The organism is Methylobacterium sp. J-077, assembly GCF_022829365.1.
Classification (GTDB): domain Bacteria; phylum Pseudomonadota; class Alphaproteobacteria; order Rhizobiales; family Beijerinckiaceae; genus Methylobacterium.
On sequence record NZ_JAKSYJ010000254.1, the window covers coordinates 88,138 to 103,472 of the forward strand.

A 15,335-nucleotide genomic window follows, 5' to 3' on the forward strand; every position below is an offset into this window, starting at 1 on the left:
TCGTAAAGCACGCTGCGGTCACCCGGTGCATGGCGGAAATCATGACGGCACCGGTCGTCGATATTATGTTGAACGAGAATGAATTTTGATCAGTAGGGTAATGCAATCGATGGAACTCGCAGACAAACCGTCATAATAATAAACATCGTATATGTATATGTGTCGTACTTCTCGCAGAGCATGTCGCAAAACCGACACGTTTGACATGCTTATCTTAGAACGTTCTAATAGGCGCTTGGATATCATCGCCGACTTGCCCCGCGCGAACGCGGTGGACCGATGCTGATTTACTGAGCCTCTGAATTGACAAGCAACGGATCTCCCATGGCGAAAATTAGAACGTTCCATAATCGCCTGCTCATGAGCAGTGTTGCCCTAGCAGCCCTCCAAATTCCCGCGCTTGCACAGCCGATGAACGACCTCGGCACGGTCTCCGTGGAGGCGGCAGCGAATCAGGCTGGCGGGGCCGATCGCGGCACGCCGCTGCTGGCCGAGCAGAACGGCACGTCCGCGGCCACCACCCTGCGGCAGGAGGACATCGCCCGCCAGCCGGGCACCCAGAACGTCGCGCAGCAGATCGGCAAGGTCGTCGGCGTCAATTCCTACTCGCGCGACGCCTCCGGCCTGTTCGGCGGCGGCTACTCGATTCGCGGCTTCGACAGCACGCAGATCGGCCTCTCCCTCAACGGCGTGCCGCTCAACGATCCCGGCACCTTCGCGGTCACGCCGCAGGTCTACACGGATTCGGAAAACCTGTGCTCGATCGACGTCAGCCAGGGGACCAGCGCCGGTGCCGTCGCGCAGCACGGGGCCGTCGGCGGTCAGGTCTCGATGTCGCAATGCGTCCCGACCGACACGCCGAAGACCACGGTCTCGCAGTCGTTCGGGTCATACAATAACTATAAGAGCTTCATACGGGCAAATACGGGACTTATGTACGATGACGTTCTGAAGGGCTACGTCTCGTATTCTCACGCGCAGTCCGATTATTTCACCGGTCCCGGCGCAGCCGATCGGCACCATGTCGACAGCCGGTTCGATCTGAAGCTCGAGGGCGGCGCTAGCCTGAGCTTCAATTCATTCTTCAATTATTTCGAGAATACCAACATTCGCACTGTGACGAGGGCGCAATATTCCGCCTTCGGCTATCGGAACGGCTGGCTGACGGTGCCGCCGGCGACCCTTGCCGGTTCAAAAGCCGTGTTCGCCCAAGCCAATGCCGCCGTGCCCTACACGCCGGCCAATATGGGCTATGGTCCCTACCAGTGGGAGCCAGGCCGCCACGCCTACGCCGCCATCGACGGCAACTTCCCGTTGACCGATACGATCGACCTGAAGGTAACACCTTACTATCTTCACCAGGAATCTGGAAGCACGAGCGAGGCGATTCTGAAGGAAGAGGGTTATAAAAACAAGTTCCTTACCAACCCAATCGGCGCCTTCACGGCCTACGGCACGCGGAACACCAATGCTTTGCTGGTTCAGATGAGCCAGAGCAATTTCGACCGGGTTGGAAACACCGCGACGCTGACAGGTCGGTTCGGCGATCATACCATCAGCGGCGGCCTCTGGGCGGAATACACCCATCAGCACCAGTTGCGTCCGTTCGAACAGATCGATCCCGCGACGAACACAATCCCCGACATCTTCTTCCAGTCCCATCTGCTGAAGGACTACGACGGTCGCATCGTGACCAACCGCGATTGGACGACGGATTATTACAACACCGCTCTGTCGCTATCCGACAGCATCGCGCTGTTCGACGACAGATTGCATATCGATCTGTCCGGTCGGGAGCGGATCTATTCCCGCTTGTTTCACAACCTCCCGGCCGGGAGCAGTGCCACGCCCGACTCCTATCTCGATTACAAGGTGAAGCGGAACTACGCCTTCTTCCTGCCGTCGTTCGGCGTGCGCTACGATCTCGACGAGACGAACCAAGTCTTCTTCAACGCGTCCATGGGCGCGCGCGTGCCACCGAATCTCGCCGACGGCGGTCGTGTGAACAACACCACCAACTTGGTCACGATCGACGAACTCAAGCCCGAGCGCTCGCTCAGCTTCGACACGGGCTATCGCTACAAGGGCGATCTCCTGAACCTCAATGCGACCGCGTTCCTGATCAAGTACAGCGACCGGATCGCGGTCACGATCAAGAATGGTGACCTGTTGAGCAGCAAGTACACGAATATTGGTAGCACCACAGCGATTGGCACTGAAATCGAGGTCGGCACCAAGCCCTACGAAGGCTGGAGTGTCTTGGTCTCGCAAGCGGTCAATGACGACACCCTCGACATGAATCTCAAGGTCGAAGACACCAACAAAATCCTTCCGACCAAGGGAAAGCAGTACTTCAACGCGCCGAAATACATCACCAACGCGACGCTCATGTACGAGGATGGGCTGCTCTACGGCTTCGCCCGGGCGAAATGGACGAGTTCCGTGTTCGCCACGCTGACCAACGACATCCGCCTGCCGGGCTACACCACGGTCGATCTCGGCCTCGGCTACAAGCTCAAGGGCACGGCCTTCCTCGACGCGATCCCGGGGGCGCAGGACGGCGAGTTCAAGCTCAACCTGACCAACATCCTCAACAGCCAGTACCTGTACATCAACCCCGGCAACAGCACCGGCATCCAGATTTCTTCCGCCGGCACGCCGAATTTCTATCTCGGCGCGCCATTCTCGGTCGTCGCCAGCCTCAGCCTGGATTTCTAGCCATGCGCCAACGCGATCTCTCTCAAACCGGCCGGAGCCTGACCATGACGCGCCGGCATCTCCTTCACCTCTCGGGTGTCGCGGGCGTCGGTGGCCTCATGGGACTCCGGAATCCCGCCGCCCTGGCCGCCTCCGAAGCCGCCGGACCGAAGCCGTTCCCCTGGATCGGCACCAAGTTCACGCCCGACGGTCACGTCCTGCGCTGCCCCGGCAACACCATCATTTGCCATATCGAGCCGTCGAACCCGGCGACCGCCCCCCTGGCGGCGTTCCGCGCCGCCCTGGAGGCGGAGCCCTACGTGCACAAGTTCACTTTCACGCCGCCGTCGAGCTACCACATGACGGTGTTCGAGGGCGTGATCGACTTCAACCGGAAGCCGAATCTCTGGCCGGCCGATCTCCCTCTCGATGCGTCTGTGGAGGCGTGCAACCGGCTCTTCATCGAGAAGCTCGAAGCCTTCGACCTCGGCTGCGAGCCGCGGTTCCGGATGAAGGTGCTGGAGGGCGACGGCAACGTCGACGTGCGGCCGGGGGCCGGAATCTATCTGGTGCCGGCCGATGAGGCCGAGGCCACGAAGCTGCGCGGCGTGCGGGACCGGCTGTCCGACCTGCTGAAGCTGCGCCAGCCCGGACACGACACGTACAAGTTCCACACCACCCAGACCTATGCAATCAAGCCGCTGAGCGAGGTCGAGACGAATCGCTACCGGTCCGTTCGCCGCGATTCGATCAATGCCCTTGCCGCGGCAATGCCTATCCTTGAGCTGGGTGCACCGGAACTATGCCTATTCGATGATATGTTCGCCTTCAATCCGCGTCTTTATCTTCGGCCACGCCAGCTTTAGATTGATCCACCGACAAGGCGGCGTTTCGCGGCCCCGAACGCGGCCGAGCCCCGGCTCCTGCCGCGGGCGGGCCGCCTTGCCGGATGGACCGGGGCTGAGGTGACGATGGGTCAGATGACGATCAAGGACGTCGCACGACGTGCCGGCGTGAGCTTCCAGACGGTCTCCCTGGTCCTGAACCATCCCGAGAAGGTTGCCCGGACGACGCGGGAGACCATCGAAGCCGCGATGCGGGAGCTGGATTTCGTCCCCAGCCTCGCGGCGCGCTCGCTGCGGAAGAAGCCGAGCCGCAGCATCGCCTGCGTGTTCTCCGTGGGCGCCCAGCCCTACGACGACCTCTCCGGGATGATGCAGGAGACCTATCAAGGCATCGTCCTGCAGACCTTCGCGCATGTGGCGGATCAGTTCGGCTACACGCTCATCCATCGCCGCTGGCGCAGCGACGACCCGGACGGCCTGGGCAAGATCAGCAGCCTGGTGAGCGAGGCCCGCGTCGACGGGATCGTCGTCTTCGCCGACCGCCGGGACGATCCGCTCATCGCGCTGCTGCAGGCCAAGCGGTTCCCATTCTTCGTGTTCGGTCTCGACGTCGCCGACACGCATTACGCGATGCGGGCCGAGCGCGACGCGATGTACCAGATGGTCCGCTACCTGGCCCGGACCGGAAGCACGTCGATCTGCTTCTTCAAGGGCGAGCGGGACGGACGGCGGCTGCGCGCCGTCACCGAGCGGCTCAGGGGCTATCAGGAGGCCCTCGCCGAGGCGGGGCTGCCGCTGCGCGACGACCTCGTGGTCCCGTGCGATTGGAATTCGGAGAGCGGACGCCGCGTGACGCTCGGCATCCTGGAGCGCCAGTCCCGGCCGGACGCGATCGTGGCCGCCAACGACCGCGTGGCGTTCGGCGTGCTGAAGGCGCTGCACGATCACGGGGTCCGGGTGCCCGAGGACATCCGGGTCGTCGGCTTCGACAACTTCGTCCAGTGCGCCTACACGATCCCCAGCCTGACCTCGATCGAGGTTCCGACGCTGGAGATGGTCCGGTTCGCCTTCTCGACGCTGGTGGATCTCGTCGAGGGCACGCGCCCCTCGGACGACCTGGCGCAGAAGCTGTTTCCCACGCGCCTGGTGTTCCGCGACTCCACGGGCTCGGCCCCGGAGACAGAGTCGCAAGGCTAGAGCGCATTCCGACGGCGTGAATGCCGGCTCGTCGAAAGAATGCGCGTTACGACGAGCGCCCAGGGCCGGCGGCGGATAGACACGGGTCCGCTTTGGCGGCGCGCGCTCGAAGCACACCTGATCCGGCAGGCAAACCCGACGTCGGCTGCGCTTTTCGCCGGATCACCGATTCACGCCGCGTCACATCCTGCCCAGGATCGAAGCCCAGCCTATGGCAGCGCCAAAAACGAAAGGCGCCCCGCCGGACATTCGGCGGGGCGCCCTTGCAGATCTCGGTCCGTCAACGCTTCAACGCGAAATCGACCGCGATGCGTCCGCCGAAATGGCCGCCCGGGGGCGGCGGCAGGCTGGAGCCCCGCACCGCCTGCAGGGCCGCCTGATCCAGCTCGGAATCCCCGGACGTGCGGGCGATCGACGCCGAGGCGACGTGTCCGGACGGCCCCACCAGGAAGGTCACCAGGACGATGCCGGAGGCGTGCCGGTTGCGGGCGGCCGCCGGATAGGCCTTGTGCCGGTTGATCTCGGCTTTCAGCCGCGCCCCGTAATCGGCCAGCGCCTTGCTCGCATCGGCCTGCGCGCCGCGCTCGGCACCGGCATGGCCCCTGTGCTGCGCCGCGCTGGCGGCGCTCGGCGGCTCGGTCTTCGGGGGAGCCTTGGGCTGGGGCTTCGGCTTCGGCACCGGACGGGGCTCCGGCGGTTTGCGGGGTTCCGGCGGCTTTTCCACCTTGGGCGGTTCCGGCTTCCGGACCGGGATCGCGATGGCCGTGGGATCCTCCTTGACCGGCGCCTCCTCCACCGCCGGAGGCGGCTCGGGCTCGGGCTGCTGCGGGACCGGTTCGGGCTCCGGCGGAGGCGCCATCTCGGCCGCGCTCTGCGTCTCCGCGGCGTTCTCGGTGGTCGCGTCGCCCTGGGCCACGACGCTGACCTCGAGCGTCTCGACCGCGGGCGGCGCGATGGGCTGCGGTTCGGGTCCCGACGAGACGAACAGCAACGCGTGGATCGCGAGCGCCACGACCAGGGCTGAGCCGCGGACCAAGCCCTTGGCATTGTCCTGTCTGGGCAGGGACAGGACGAGCGGATTGGCTCCGGCCAGCGCCATCGTGCTCATGGCTCACCGCTCCCCGCCGCGGCGGACGCGGAGGTGCGGCCGGCGTTGGCGCCGCCCTGGGCGCCGTTCTTGCTGGTGATGATCGCGATGTGGGTCATGCCGTTCTTGGCCAGGAGGTCCATCACCTTGATCACGTCGCCGTAGGCGGCGTCCTTGTCGCCCCGAAGATGGATGACCCGGGACAGATCGTTCTCGATCGCGGCCACCACCGCCGGCACGAGGCGCTCGGCCTCGATCTCGTCCTTGCCGATGAACAGCTTCCCGTCCTTGCTGACGGCGACCACCGCCGGCTCCTTCGGGTCGACCGGCTTGGCGACCTGCGCCTGCGGCAGGTTCACCTTCATGCCCGTGGTGAGCAGCGGCTCGGTCACCATGAACACGATCAGCAGGACCAGCATCACGTCGATCAGCGGCGTGACGTTGATATCGGCGGAGGGGCGGTAGGGCCCGCTGGAATTGGAGGCGAAGGCCACGATCAGATCTCCTTGTGCGCGAGGCGGTTCTTGGCGATCAGGTCGACCGAGAGCGCTTCGACCAGATGGGACAGGTTCTGGGACAGCTTGCCCAGGATCGAGCCGAGGCGGCTGTAGGCGACCGCGGCCGGGATCGCGGCGATCAGCCCGATCGCCGTGGTCGCCAGCGCCTCGGCGATGCCGGGCGCCACGACCGCGAGGCTGGTGTCGTTCGAGGCGGCGATGCTGATGAAGCTGGTCATGATGCCCCAGACCGTGCCGAGCAGGCCGACGAACGGCGAGACGGAGGCGATCACGGCGAGGTTCGAGAAGCCGCCTTCGGTGGCGATCATCGTGTGCGTGGCGGCGCGGTTCATCGCCTCCACGGTGCGCTGGCGGACCTCGCCGGCCCCCTCGTTGGGGAGCGTGACGGAAGCCGCTTGCGTCCCGGCGTCGACGACCGGCCGCAGGAATTTCGGAACGTCGCCGCGCTCCAGGGCCTTCAGTGACCGTCCGAGCCGCATGGTCGTGTAGATGCCCTCGGCGATCAGGGCCCAGCACCACACGGAGGCGATCGCGAGGGTGATGATCACCCCCTTACCGACCAGCCCGGCTTGAAAGAACATCGCCGACGGCGAGAGACTAGCTGGGTCCATCTTACAACCCCCGGTATGCAATTTCGAATGGATCGAGTGGTGCGGGCTGTGCCGCGCATCTGTTAGAACGTTCTATTATGGCTGACACGTGTCGCTATGATGGCAAAACCGTGGCGAGCGTGGCTTGATGCAGTGCGGTAGCGCAATGCCGCCCTGCGTCGGACGAGCGTGGCCCAACAGGATCACGGTCGCCGTCGCAGGCGGTGCCGGATCGGGCAGTGTCGGGATCGCCCCGGGTCTCGCGACGGGCTGGCGCCGAATCACGGCCTGTACGCGGGGGGCGCTCACCGCGCGGGAGACATGGTCCCGGCGGGCGAGGTCGAGCGCGCGGCGGCGCGTTGCCTGCGCGACAAAGATATTGCGGCGGGTCGCGCCGGTGGTGGCGACCCGCGTCAGGGCGGGGAAGACTCTGCGGGCCTTCCGGAGCCGGGTCTCGGCCCGGCGCAGAGGGTGAGATTCGGCCTGTGCGCGGGCGTGCCGAAATCGGGCCGGAGGCGATCGAAGACGCCGAGGACGATTCGGTCGATCGACGCGCGGGAGCCGCTCATGCCGCGGGCCGGACCGCCTGTGTCCGGGCGCGGGCGGCGAGGGCCTTCGTGGCGGCGATGCAGTCCTCGACCGCGTACCAGTAGCGCGGGTTGAGCTCGATGTTGAAGACCACGCCTTTGGGGAAGGCGCAGGCGTCGATCAGCGTCTCCCAGGGAATCGCGCCCCAGCCGACCGGGAGATGCAGGTCGCCGTGGCCGAAGGCAAGCCGCTCGCTCTCGTGGTACATCCAGATCGCGTCGGCGCGGCCGAAAGAATCGTGGACGTGGAGATGGTTCGCGAACGGGGCGAGCGCCGCGATTTCGGCGACGAAGTCGCCGCCCTGGAAGCCGTGGCGCAGGAAGGAATGGCTTACATCGAGCGTGGCGCGCACATGCGGATGGTCGATGGCGGCCAGTTCCGCCGCGAGGCGCGCGGGCGACGCGCAATGGACCTTGCCTTCGTGGCCGCCGAACAGCGTCTCGACGCAGATCAGCGGGCCGAGACCGCGCGCGACCTCGCCGGCGCAGGCCAGCCACTCGCGCTGGCGGGCGTAGGCGTCCTCGAGGATCGCGGGCTCCGCGACCGGCGCGAGGCCGGAATGCAGGACGTAGTGGGCCGCGCCGATCTCGGCGGCGATCTCGAGCGAGGCCTCCAGCACCTCGAAATGCCGCCCCAGCCGGGCGGGATCGTCGAAGAAATTGATCGCCAGGGGTCCGTGCACCGTGAAGCGCACGCGGCGCCCGGCGCAGGCCTGCTTCAACCGCTCCAGATGCGGGCGCCGGATGCGGCCGCCGACCACCAGGTCCATCGCGAAGGTCGGCAGTTCGATCGTCTCGACGCCCAGCGCCTCGAGGCGGTCGAGGATGGCGGGCAGGTCCGAGAGGTCGCCCGCGGGATAGGGGGCGGACAGGCCGGTGCCGAGGACGCCGTTGGGCAGCATGATGTCACTCCCGTTTGATCAGCGCAGGGTGGGGTCGAGCGTGTCGCGCAGCCAGTCGCCGACCAGGCTGACCGCCAGGGTGGTCGTGACGATGCAGGCGGCCGGGGCGAGCAGGATCCAGGGGGCGCGCGTCAGGTATTCGCGGCCGTAGCTGACCATGGTGCCCAGCGACGTCATCGGCGGCTGCACGCCGAGGCCGTGGAAGGAGAGGCCGCTTTCCAGCAGGATCACCTCGGGGAAGGTCAGCGTCATGGAGACGATCAGGGTCGCGGCGATGTTGGGCAGGATGTGGCGCAGGTAGACCCGGGACGGCGAGGCCCCGATCTGGCGGACGGCCCCGGCATAGCCCTGCGCGCCGGCCGAGATGGCGAGCCCGCGGGCGAGGCGGGCGTAGCGCTCCCAGCCGTAGAGCCCCATCAGCGCGATGAAGAGCGGCAGCGTGTTGCCCAGGAAGGCCAGCACGGCGAGGGCCAGGATCAGGAACGGCATCGCCGCCTGGAAGTCCGCCAGCATCAGCACGCACTGCTCGACGAGGCCGCGCGCATGCGCCGCCAGGAACCCCAACGCGGTGCCGAGCAGCGCCGAGATCAGCGTCGCCCCGAAGGCGACGAGGATCGAGATCCGGATCGACACGATCAGGCGCGCGAGCACGTCGCGGCCGAGCTCGTCCGTGCCGAGCCAGTGCGCCGGATGGAACGGAGCCGCGAGGCGGTTGCGCAGGTCGAAGGTGGTGAAGCGGTACGGCGTGATCCAGTCGGCGGCCAGGGCGACCGCGAGCATCAGCGCGAGCCAGGCGAGCCCGATCCAGACGGAGGCCGGCATGCGGGCCCCGCGGCGGCGGCCGGACGCGTACGTGCCGGCCATCTCAGGGCCTTCCCGCCGCGCCGCCGCGCAGGCGCGGGTCCACGACCCCGTAGAGCAGGTCGACCAGCAGGTTCGACGACACCATGGTGATCGCCACCAGCAGCAGGATGCACTGCACCACGGCGAGGTCGCGGTTGGCGACGGCGACGACGAGCAGCCGCCCGACCCCGGGCCAGGAGAACACGCTCTCCACCACCACCGCCCCCGCGATCAGGCTGCCGACCATGAAGCCGACGATGGTGACGGTGGGGATGGCGGCGTTGGGCAGGGCGTGGCTGCGCACGACCGCCGCCCAGGGCACGCCCTTGGCGCTGGCGGTGCGGATATAGGGCTGGCCCAGCACCTCCAGCATGGCCGAGCGGGTGAAGCGGGCGAGGGTCGCCGCGCCGCCGATGCCGAGGGTCAGCACGGGCAGGACGGCGTGGCGCCAGCTCCCCTGCCCGCCCGAGGGCAGCCAGCCGAGCTGCACCGAGAAGATCAGCACCAGAACGAGGCCGAGGACGAAGCTCGGCACGGTGAAGCCCGCCACCGCCGCGACCATGACGAGGCGGTCGATCGGGCTGTCGCGGTGGAGCGCGGCCTGGATGCCGGCCGGGATGCCGATGCCGAGCTTCAGCGCCAGGGCCGGAAGGGTCAGCGCCAGCGTCGCGGGAATGCGCTCCACGACGAGGTCGAGGGCCGGCCGGCCGCTGCGCATCGACAGGCCGAGCTCGCCCTGACCGATGGCGGCGAAGTAGTGCAGGTATTGCAGCCAGATCGGGTCGTCGAGGCCCCAGGCCTTGCGGAAGGCGGCGATCGCCTCCGGCGGGGCATCGACGCTCATGATGATCAGCGCCGGGTCGCCCGAGAGCCTCAGCACCACGAACGCGAAGGTCACCACGAGCGCGATGGTGAGCAGGGCGCGGACGAGGCGGACGAGGAGGAAGCGCAGCATCAGCTCGCGGCCCTGAGGAAGGGGGCCCGGGCCTGCGCGACGTGGCAGGCCGCGAGCCGCCCGTCGCGCATCGGCAGGAGCGCCGGCCGCTCGACCTTGCAGCGCGCCTGCGCGACATGGCAGCGGGGATGGAAGGCGCAGCCGGGCGGCCGCGCGGCGGGATCGGGCGGGTCGCCCGGCAGCACGATGCGCGGCCGGGGGCCCCGGCCCGGCACCGGCGCGGCCGAGACCAACGCCTCGGTATAGGGATGGGCCGGATCGTGCAGGAGCAGATCCGCCTCGCCCTCCTCGACGATGCGGCCGAGATACATCACCGCGACCCGGTGGCTGACCTGACGGACCACCCGGAGGTCGTGGCTGATGAACAGCAGGCTCAGGCCCAGTGCCTGCTGGAGATCGACCAGCAGGTTGACGACCTGCGCCTGGATCGAGACATCGAGGGCCGAGACCGGCTCGTCGCAGACCAGGAGGCCGGGTCCGGTGGCCAGCGCCCGGGCGATCACGGCGCGCTGGCGCTGGCCGCCGGAGAGTTCGTGCGGATAGCGGCCGCCCTGATCGGGCCGCAGCCCCACCGAGCGCAGCAAGGCGAGCGCCGTCTCGCCGCGTTCCCTCGGATCGCCGATCCGGTGCACGTCGAGGGGCTCGCGCACCTGCTCCAAAATCGGCAGGCGCCGATCGAGCGCGCCGAGGGGATCCTGGTAGATCATCTGCATGCGCCCCCGCAGGCGCCGCCAGTCCGGCGTGCCCGCCCGCGGCAGCGGCGCGCCCGCGAACAGGACCGTGCCGGAATCGGGCGGCTCCAGCCCGAGGGCGAGCCGGCCGGTGGTCGACTTGCCGGAGCCGGATTCGCCGACGAGCCCGAGGGTGCGGCCGCGCGCCACCGTCAGCGAGACGCCGTCGACGGCGTGCACCGCGGTGGGGCGCCCGAGCAGGCCGCGGCGCATGACGTAGCGGCGACTGACGTCGCGCAGCGCGAGCAGGACTTCGCTCATGCCCGGGCGCGCTGCGGGCGGGCAGGCCGCTCCTCGGCGGGGATCGCGATGCAGGCGGCGCGACGCTGCGGCCGCGCCTCGACGAGGAGGGGCACCGCCCGGTCGCAGGCCGCAACGGCGCCGGGGCAGCGCGGCGCGAAGGCGCAGCCCGGCGGCATGGCCCGGGGATCGGGGACGGTGCCTTCGATCGGGGACAGACGACGCCGGGCGCCGTCGAGGGGCGGCAGTGCCGCCACGAGCCCCTGCGCGTAGGGATGGAGCGGCTGCGCGAACAGGAGGTCGGCCGGCGCGGTCTCGATGATGCGCCCGGCATACATCACGCAGACGCGCTCGCAGGTCTGCGCGATCACCCCGAGGTCGTGGCTGATCAGCACCAGCGCCATGCCGGTCTCCCGCCGGATGCGGGCGAGCAGGTCGAGGATCTGGGCCTGGATGGTGGCGTCCAGCGCGGTGGTGGGCTCGTCGGCGACGAGCAGGTCGGGATTGCCGGCGAGCGCCATCGCGATCATCACGCGCTGGTTCTGGCCGCCGGAGAGCTCGTGCGGGAAGGCATCGAGGCGCCGGGCCGCATCGGGGATGCCCACCAGATCGAACAGGCGCTTCGCCTCGGCCCGGATCGCCGCCCCGGACAGGCCGCGATGCAGCGCCAGCGCCTCGCCGACCTGCCGGCCCAGCCGGAGGACCGGATTGAGCGCGCTCGCCGGATCCTGGAAGATCATGGCGATGCGTCCGCCCCGCACCCGGTCCAGGATCGCCGGCGGCGCGCCGACGAGCTCCTGTCCCGCGAGCCGGACGCTGCCACCGACCTTCGCCCGCCCGGGGAGCAGGCCGAGGGCGGCCAGCCACGTGACCGACTTGCCGCAGCCGGATTCGCCGACGAGGCCGAGAGCCTCGCCCCGCGCGACGCTCAGGTCGATGCCGTGGAGCGCGCGGGTTCCGTCGAAGCTGACGGTCAGGCCGCGGATCGTGATCAGGTCGTCGGATTGCGGAGCAGCCATCGCGCCTAGACCCTGTTGCCGGCGCGGAAACCCATGCCGTCGACCGGATAGGGCCGCCACGGAACGTCCTTGGCCGTGCCGAAAACCATTGTGCGGCCGTGCAGGACCGTGCCCGGCCGGTCGATCACGGCGTCGATCGCCAGCATCGGCCGGGCGATTCGCCCGCGCTTCCGCGGATCGCGCGAACGCTGCGGCACGGGGCAGAGCGCGCTGAACGCGTCGTTCTTCCAGGTCTTGGCCACGGTTCGGACGTTGCCACAGCGGGTGATCGTGCGAGCCATGGTCGGTCGTCCTGTCGTCACGAGCGTGTCAGCCCTCATCACGGCGCCCGGCGGCTGTGAGAGGCGTCGCGCCGGGGGGGGCTCCGGCGCGCCGGCCTCAGCTGCGCCCGCCCCAGTTCTCGGCGCGGAAATCCATCGCGAAAGCGGGCGAGGCCTTCCAGGCGAGCGCCCTGGGCTTGGCCGTGAAGGTCGCGGTCTGGTGGAGCACGGTGTAGGCCGGGTCCTCACGCTCCGCGATCTCGAGCAACCGGCGAAAGATCTGCTTGCGGCGGGCGCGGTCCATCGACGTCTCGAGCTCGACCGACAGCGCGTTGAATTCCGGCTGGGTCCACTCGCCGACCTGCTGTTGCTGGCCGTTGGGGCCGTGCTGGTTCACGAGCGAGGAGACCGGATCGCTGAACAGGGCGGAGTTGGACCAGTCCCGCACGGCACGCGACGGCGTGTGCTCGAAGACCTGCTGCCAGTTCTCCTTCACCTGGATCTCGACGTTGAGCCCAGCCTCCCGCCACATCTCGACCAGCACCTGTGCGGTCTGAACCTGGTTGGTGTAGTAGTTGTTGAGAAGCCGATAGGGGATCGGATCGCCCCTGTAGCCCGCCTGCCTGACAAGATCCCGCGCCAGGCCGGGATCGTAGGCCGGGACCGACCAGTCCTCGATGAACATGTCGGCGTAGAAGGGCCATTGCAGGCCCTTCGGGACGACGGTGCGGCCGGCCCAGAGCGAGTCGACGATCGCCTGCCGATCGATCGCATGCGTCATCGCGCGGCGGACCCGCGGGTCGGCGAGTTGGGCGTGGTTCCGGTCGAACACCGTCAGCCGATGATTCGGGATCGGGCCGCCCTGGACCTCGAAGGCCGGGTTCGTCTCGATCTGCGCGATCTGGTCCGGCGGGATATCGCAGGCGAGCTGGTACTCGCCGGAGAGCAGGCCCGCGACGCGCGCGGCGGTCTCGGGCACCTCGACGAAGCGGATCGCTTTCAGCGGCGGGCGCCCGCCCCAGTAGGCGTCATGCGCCTCCAGCAGCAGCGCGACGTCGGGATCGTACGCGGCGACGCGATACGGCCCCGTGGTGACGGGCTTGGCCGCCCAGTCGGCATAGGTTCTCGCCTCCTCGAAGGCACGCCGGTTCATGATCTCGCTGCCGTAGCGCGAGATGCGGCCTTCCAGCGTCACGTCCGGCGCGCCGTTCACGAAGCGGACGGTGTCCCTGTCGACGATCTCGACGCCGAGCAGGGCCGGCCAGTTGCGCCGGGCCACCGCCGGCACTTCGAGGGGCAGCTCCTTCGAACCCCGGCCGCCGCCGATCGAGAAATCGGCCGCGATGGTCTTGCCCGTGCTCGGCTGGGTGTCGCCGAACATCCGTTCCCGGCCGAACGAGAAGGCGACGTCCTCCGCCGTCATCGCGTCGCCGTTGTGGAACCTGACGCCCCGCCGCAGCGTGAGTTCGACGACGCGATCATCGATCCGCCGCCAGCCGGTGGCGAGGGCGGGCACGGCCGCGAGCTGGCCGCGCCCGTTGCGCCCGATCAGGCCTTCCCAGAGGGACGAGAAGACGCGCTCGCCGACATTGGACTGCTCGCGCAGCACGTCCAGCGCGTTGGTGTTGGACACCTTCTGCACGGCCACCGTGATCGACGGTCTCGGGTCGACCTGGGCGAGGGCGGCGTGCCGGATGACGAACGGGGCAGCGACGCCTGCCGCGAGCGCCTGTCGGCGCGTGATCGAGGAACCCGCCATCTGCTCCTCCGTCGCCGCTGAGGGCAGCGTCGGTTACGGCGCGGCGATGAAGCTTGTATGACTATTGCCGCGGCTCGACGGGGCGGCCCGGACCGAGCCTGCCCGTTCGGCGCGACGGCCCGCCCGCTTAGCGCACACCTTATGGGCGGGCGTCATTTCAGCGTGCGGTCGGCGACGACCAGGACCTTGTGCCAGACGCCCAGGACATCGACCCGCGGAGCCTGACCGTCCGCGGTGACCGAGACCGTCGCGGTGCGACCGGAGACCAGCCGGGCCTGGTCGGGCATGCCGTCGAGCTTGATCCGCACCGGGATGCGCTGGGCCAGCCGCACCCAGGCGAAAGTTGGGTTGACGTTGGCGAGGAGGTTCGCGCCGGCGGTGCGCTCCCGATCCTCGATGCCGCCCGCGAAGCTCTCGACCCGGCCGGTGAGGACCCCGTCATCGCCCATCAGGTGGATGCTGGCCCGGTCGCCGACGTGGATGCGCGGCAGCTTGGTCTCCTCGAAATAGCCCTCGACCCGGAGCGTGTCGCTGTCGACCAGCGCCATCACGCCCTGGCCGGTGTTGACGTAGTGGCCCGGACGCAGCTCCATGTTGGTGATACGGCCGTTGACCGAGGCCTTCACCGCGGAGCGGTCGAGGTTGAGCCTGGCCACGTCCCGGTCGGCCACGGCCTGGTCGTAGGCGGCCTTCGCCGACAGGTCCGTCGCCCGGGCGAGCTCGACCTTCTGCTGCGAGACGGCGGCGTCGCTGAGCTTCGTATAGCGGATGTAATCGGCGGCGGCCTGCTCGGCGCTGGCCTTCTTGCCCTCGACCATGGCCTCGGCCTGGCGCAGGGCCAGGGTGAAGCGCTCGGGGTCGATCCGGAACAGCACGTCGCCGCGCGTCACCATCTGGTTGTCCTCGACCAGGACCTCGGTGACCAGGCCCGAGACGTCGGGTGCCACCGCCACCACGTCGGCGCGCACGCGCCCGTCGCGGGTCCAAGGGGCCTCCATGTAGTAGTCCCACAGGGCGAGCCCGACGACGATCGCGGCCGCCACCATGGCGAGGGTGACGATCAGGCGGAGCGAGAGGGCGAGCAGCCGGGTCATGGGAGAAGCCG

General features: G+C 68.5%; 14 protein-coding genes. 3 read left to right on the forward strand and 11 right to left on the reverse strand.

What is annotated here, in order from left to right; genetic code table 11:
- Positions 1-360: 360 nt before the first annotated feature.
- The 3 genes from MKL11_RS32410 (at position 361) to MKL11_RS32420 (ending at position 4,739) form a co-directional block, all read left to right on the forward strand.
- Positions 361-2,718, forward strand: a complete 2,358-nt coding sequence (locus MKL11_RS32410; RefSeq protein WP_243951394.1) for a TonB-dependent receptor — start codon at positions 361-363, stop codon at positions 2,716-2,718.
- Positions 2,719-2,762: 44 nt separating this feature from the next.
- The gene (locus tag MKL11_RS32415) at positions 2,763-3,563 is read left to right on the forward strand and encodes a DUF1868 domain-containing protein (protein ID WP_243951396.1); all 801 of its coding nucleotides are present in this window, start codon (positions 2,763-2,765) and stop codon (positions 3,561-3,563) included.
- A 114-nt stretch (positions 3,564-3,677) separates the two neighbouring features.
- A complete protein-coding gene (locus MKL11_RS32420) occupies positions 3,678-4,739 on the forward strand; it encodes a LacI family DNA-binding transcriptional regulator (protein WP_243951398.1) in 1,062 nt (353 codons plus the stop codon).
- A 280-nt stretch (positions 4,740-5,019) separates the two neighbouring features.
- Here the strand turns inward: MKL11_RS32420 and MKL11_RS32425 are convergent, their stop codons facing one another.
- The 11 genes from MKL11_RS32425 to MKL11_RS32475 form a co-directional block, all read right to left on the reverse strand.
- Positions 5,020-5,847, reverse strand: a complete 828-nt coding sequence (locus MKL11_RS32425; protein WP_243951400.1) for an energy transducer TonB — start codon at positions 5,845-5,847, stop codon at positions 5,020-5,022.
- Complete coding sequence (locus MKL11_RS32430; RefSeq protein WP_243951402.1) at positions 5,844-6,320, reverse strand: ExbD/TolR family protein; 477 nt, start codon at positions 6,318-6,320, stop codon at positions 5,844-5,846. The genes MKL11_RS32425 and MKL11_RS32430 overlap by 4 nt, the downstream gene beginning before the upstream one ends.
- A gap of 2 nt (positions 6,321-6,322) precedes the next feature.
- The gene (locus MKL11_RS32435) at positions 6,323-6,925 is read right to left on the reverse strand and encodes a MotA/TolQ/ExbB proton channel family protein (protein ID WP_243951404.1); all 603 of its coding nucleotides are present in this window, start codon (positions 6,923-6,925) and stop codon (positions 6,323-6,325) included.
- Positions 6,926-7,499: 574 nt separating this feature from the next.
- Positions 7,500-8,423: a sugar phosphate isomerase/epimerase family protein gene (locus MKL11_RS32440; RefSeq protein ID WP_243951406.1), complete on the reverse strand. Its 924-nt coding sequence runs from the start codon at positions 8,421-8,423 to the stop codon at positions 7,500-7,502.
- Positions 8,424-8,441: 18 nt separating this feature from the next.
- Positions 8,442-9,287, reverse strand: coding sequence for an ABC transporter permease (locus MKL11_RS32445; protein ID WP_243951408.1), 846 nt, complete (start codon positions 9,285-9,287; stop codon positions 8,442-8,444).
- Between the two features lies 1 nt (position 9,288).
- Positions 9,289-10,221, reverse strand: coding sequence for an ABC transporter permease (locus tag MKL11_RS32450; protein ID WP_243951410.1), 933 nt, complete (start codon positions 10,219-10,221; stop codon positions 9,289-9,291).
- Positions 10,221-11,213 carry an ABC transporter ATP-binding protein gene (locus MKL11_RS32455; protein ID WP_243951412.1) on the reverse strand — a complete coding sequence of 331 codons (993 nt, stop codon included), beginning with the start codon at positions 11,211-11,213 and terminating at the stop codon, positions 10,221-10,223. The genes MKL11_RS32450 and MKL11_RS32455 overlap by 1 nt, the downstream gene beginning before the upstream one ends.
- On the reverse strand, positions 11,210-12,211 hold the full coding sequence (locus MKL11_RS32460) for an ABC transporter ATP-binding protein (protein WP_243951414.1): 1,002 nt from the start codon (positions 12,209-12,211) through the stop codon (positions 11,210-11,212). Before MKL11_RS32460 ends, MKL11_RS32455 begins: the two co-directional genes overlap by 4 nt.
- A gap of 5 nt (positions 12,212-12,216) precedes the next feature.
- Positions 12,217-12,492, reverse strand: coding sequence for a hypothetical protein (locus MKL11_RS32465; protein ID WP_243951416.1), 276 nt, complete (start codon positions 12,490-12,492; stop codon positions 12,217-12,219).
- Positions 12,493-12,589: 97 nt separating this feature from the next.
- Positions 12,590-14,230: an ABC transporter substrate-binding protein gene (locus MKL11_RS32470; RefSeq protein WP_243951418.1), complete on the reverse strand. Its 1,641-nt coding sequence runs from the start codon at positions 14,228-14,230 to the stop codon at positions 12,590-12,592.
- A gap of 152 nt (positions 14,231-14,382) precedes the next feature.
- Positions 14,383-15,324 carry an HlyD family secretion protein gene (locus MKL11_RS32475; RefSeq protein ID WP_243951420.1) on the reverse strand — a complete coding sequence of 314 codons (942 nt, stop codon included), beginning with the start codon at positions 15,322-15,324 and terminating at the stop codon, positions 14,383-14,385.
- Positions 15,325-15,335: the final 11 nt, after the last annotated feature.

Coding starts and splice junctions, on each gene's coding strand:
- MKL11_RS32410 (WP_243951394.1), top strand. CDS start 361: ATGAGCAGTGTTGCCCTAGCAGCCCTCCAAATTCCCGCGCTTGCACAG.
- MKL11_RS32415 (WP_243951396.1), top strand. CDS start 2,763: ATGACGCGCCGGCATCTCCTTCACCTCTCGGGTGTCGCGGGCGTCGGT.
- MKL11_RS32420 (WP_243951398.1), top strand. CDS start 3,678: ATGACGATCAAGGACGTCGCACGACGTGCCGGCGTGAGCTTCCAGACG.
- MKL11_RS32425 (WP_243951400.1), bottom strand. CDS start 5,847: ATGAGCACGATGGCGCTGGCCGGAGCCAATCCGCTCGTCCTGTCCCTG.
- MKL11_RS32435 (WP_243951404.1), bottom strand. CDS start 6,925: ATGTTCTTTCAAGCCGGGCTGGTCGGTAAGGGGGTGATCATCACCCTC.
- MKL11_RS32440 (WP_243951406.1), bottom strand. CDS start 8,423: ATGCTGCCCAACGGCGTCCTCGGCACCGGCCTGTCCGCCCCCTATCCC.
- MKL11_RS32445 (WP_243951408.1), bottom strand. CDS start 9,287: ATGGCCGGCACGTACGCGTCCGGCCGCCGCCGCGGGGCCCGCATGCCG.
- MKL11_RS32450 (WP_243951410.1), bottom strand. CDS start 10,221: ATGCTGCGCTTCCTCCTCGTCCGCCTCGTCCGCGCCCTGCTCACCATC.
- MKL11_RS32455 (WP_243951412.1), bottom strand. CDS start 11,213: ATGAGCGAAGTCCTGCTCGCGCTGCGCGACGTCAGTCGCCGCTACGTC.
- MKL11_RS32460 (WP_243951414.1), bottom strand. CDS start 12,211: ATGGCTGCTCCGCAATCCGACGACCTGATCACGATCCGCGGCCTGACC.
- MKL11_RS32465 (WP_243951416.1), bottom strand. CDS start 12,492: ATGGCTCGCACGATCACCCGCTGTGGCAACGTCCGAACCGTGGCCAAG.
- MKL11_RS32470 (WP_243951418.1), bottom strand. CDS start 14,230: ATGGCGGGTTCCTCGATCACGCGCCGACAGGCGCTCGCGGCAGGCGTC.
- MKL11_RS32475 (WP_243951420.1), bottom strand. CDS start 15,324: ATGACCCGGCTGCTCGCCCTCTCGCTCCGCCTGATCGTCACCCTCGCC.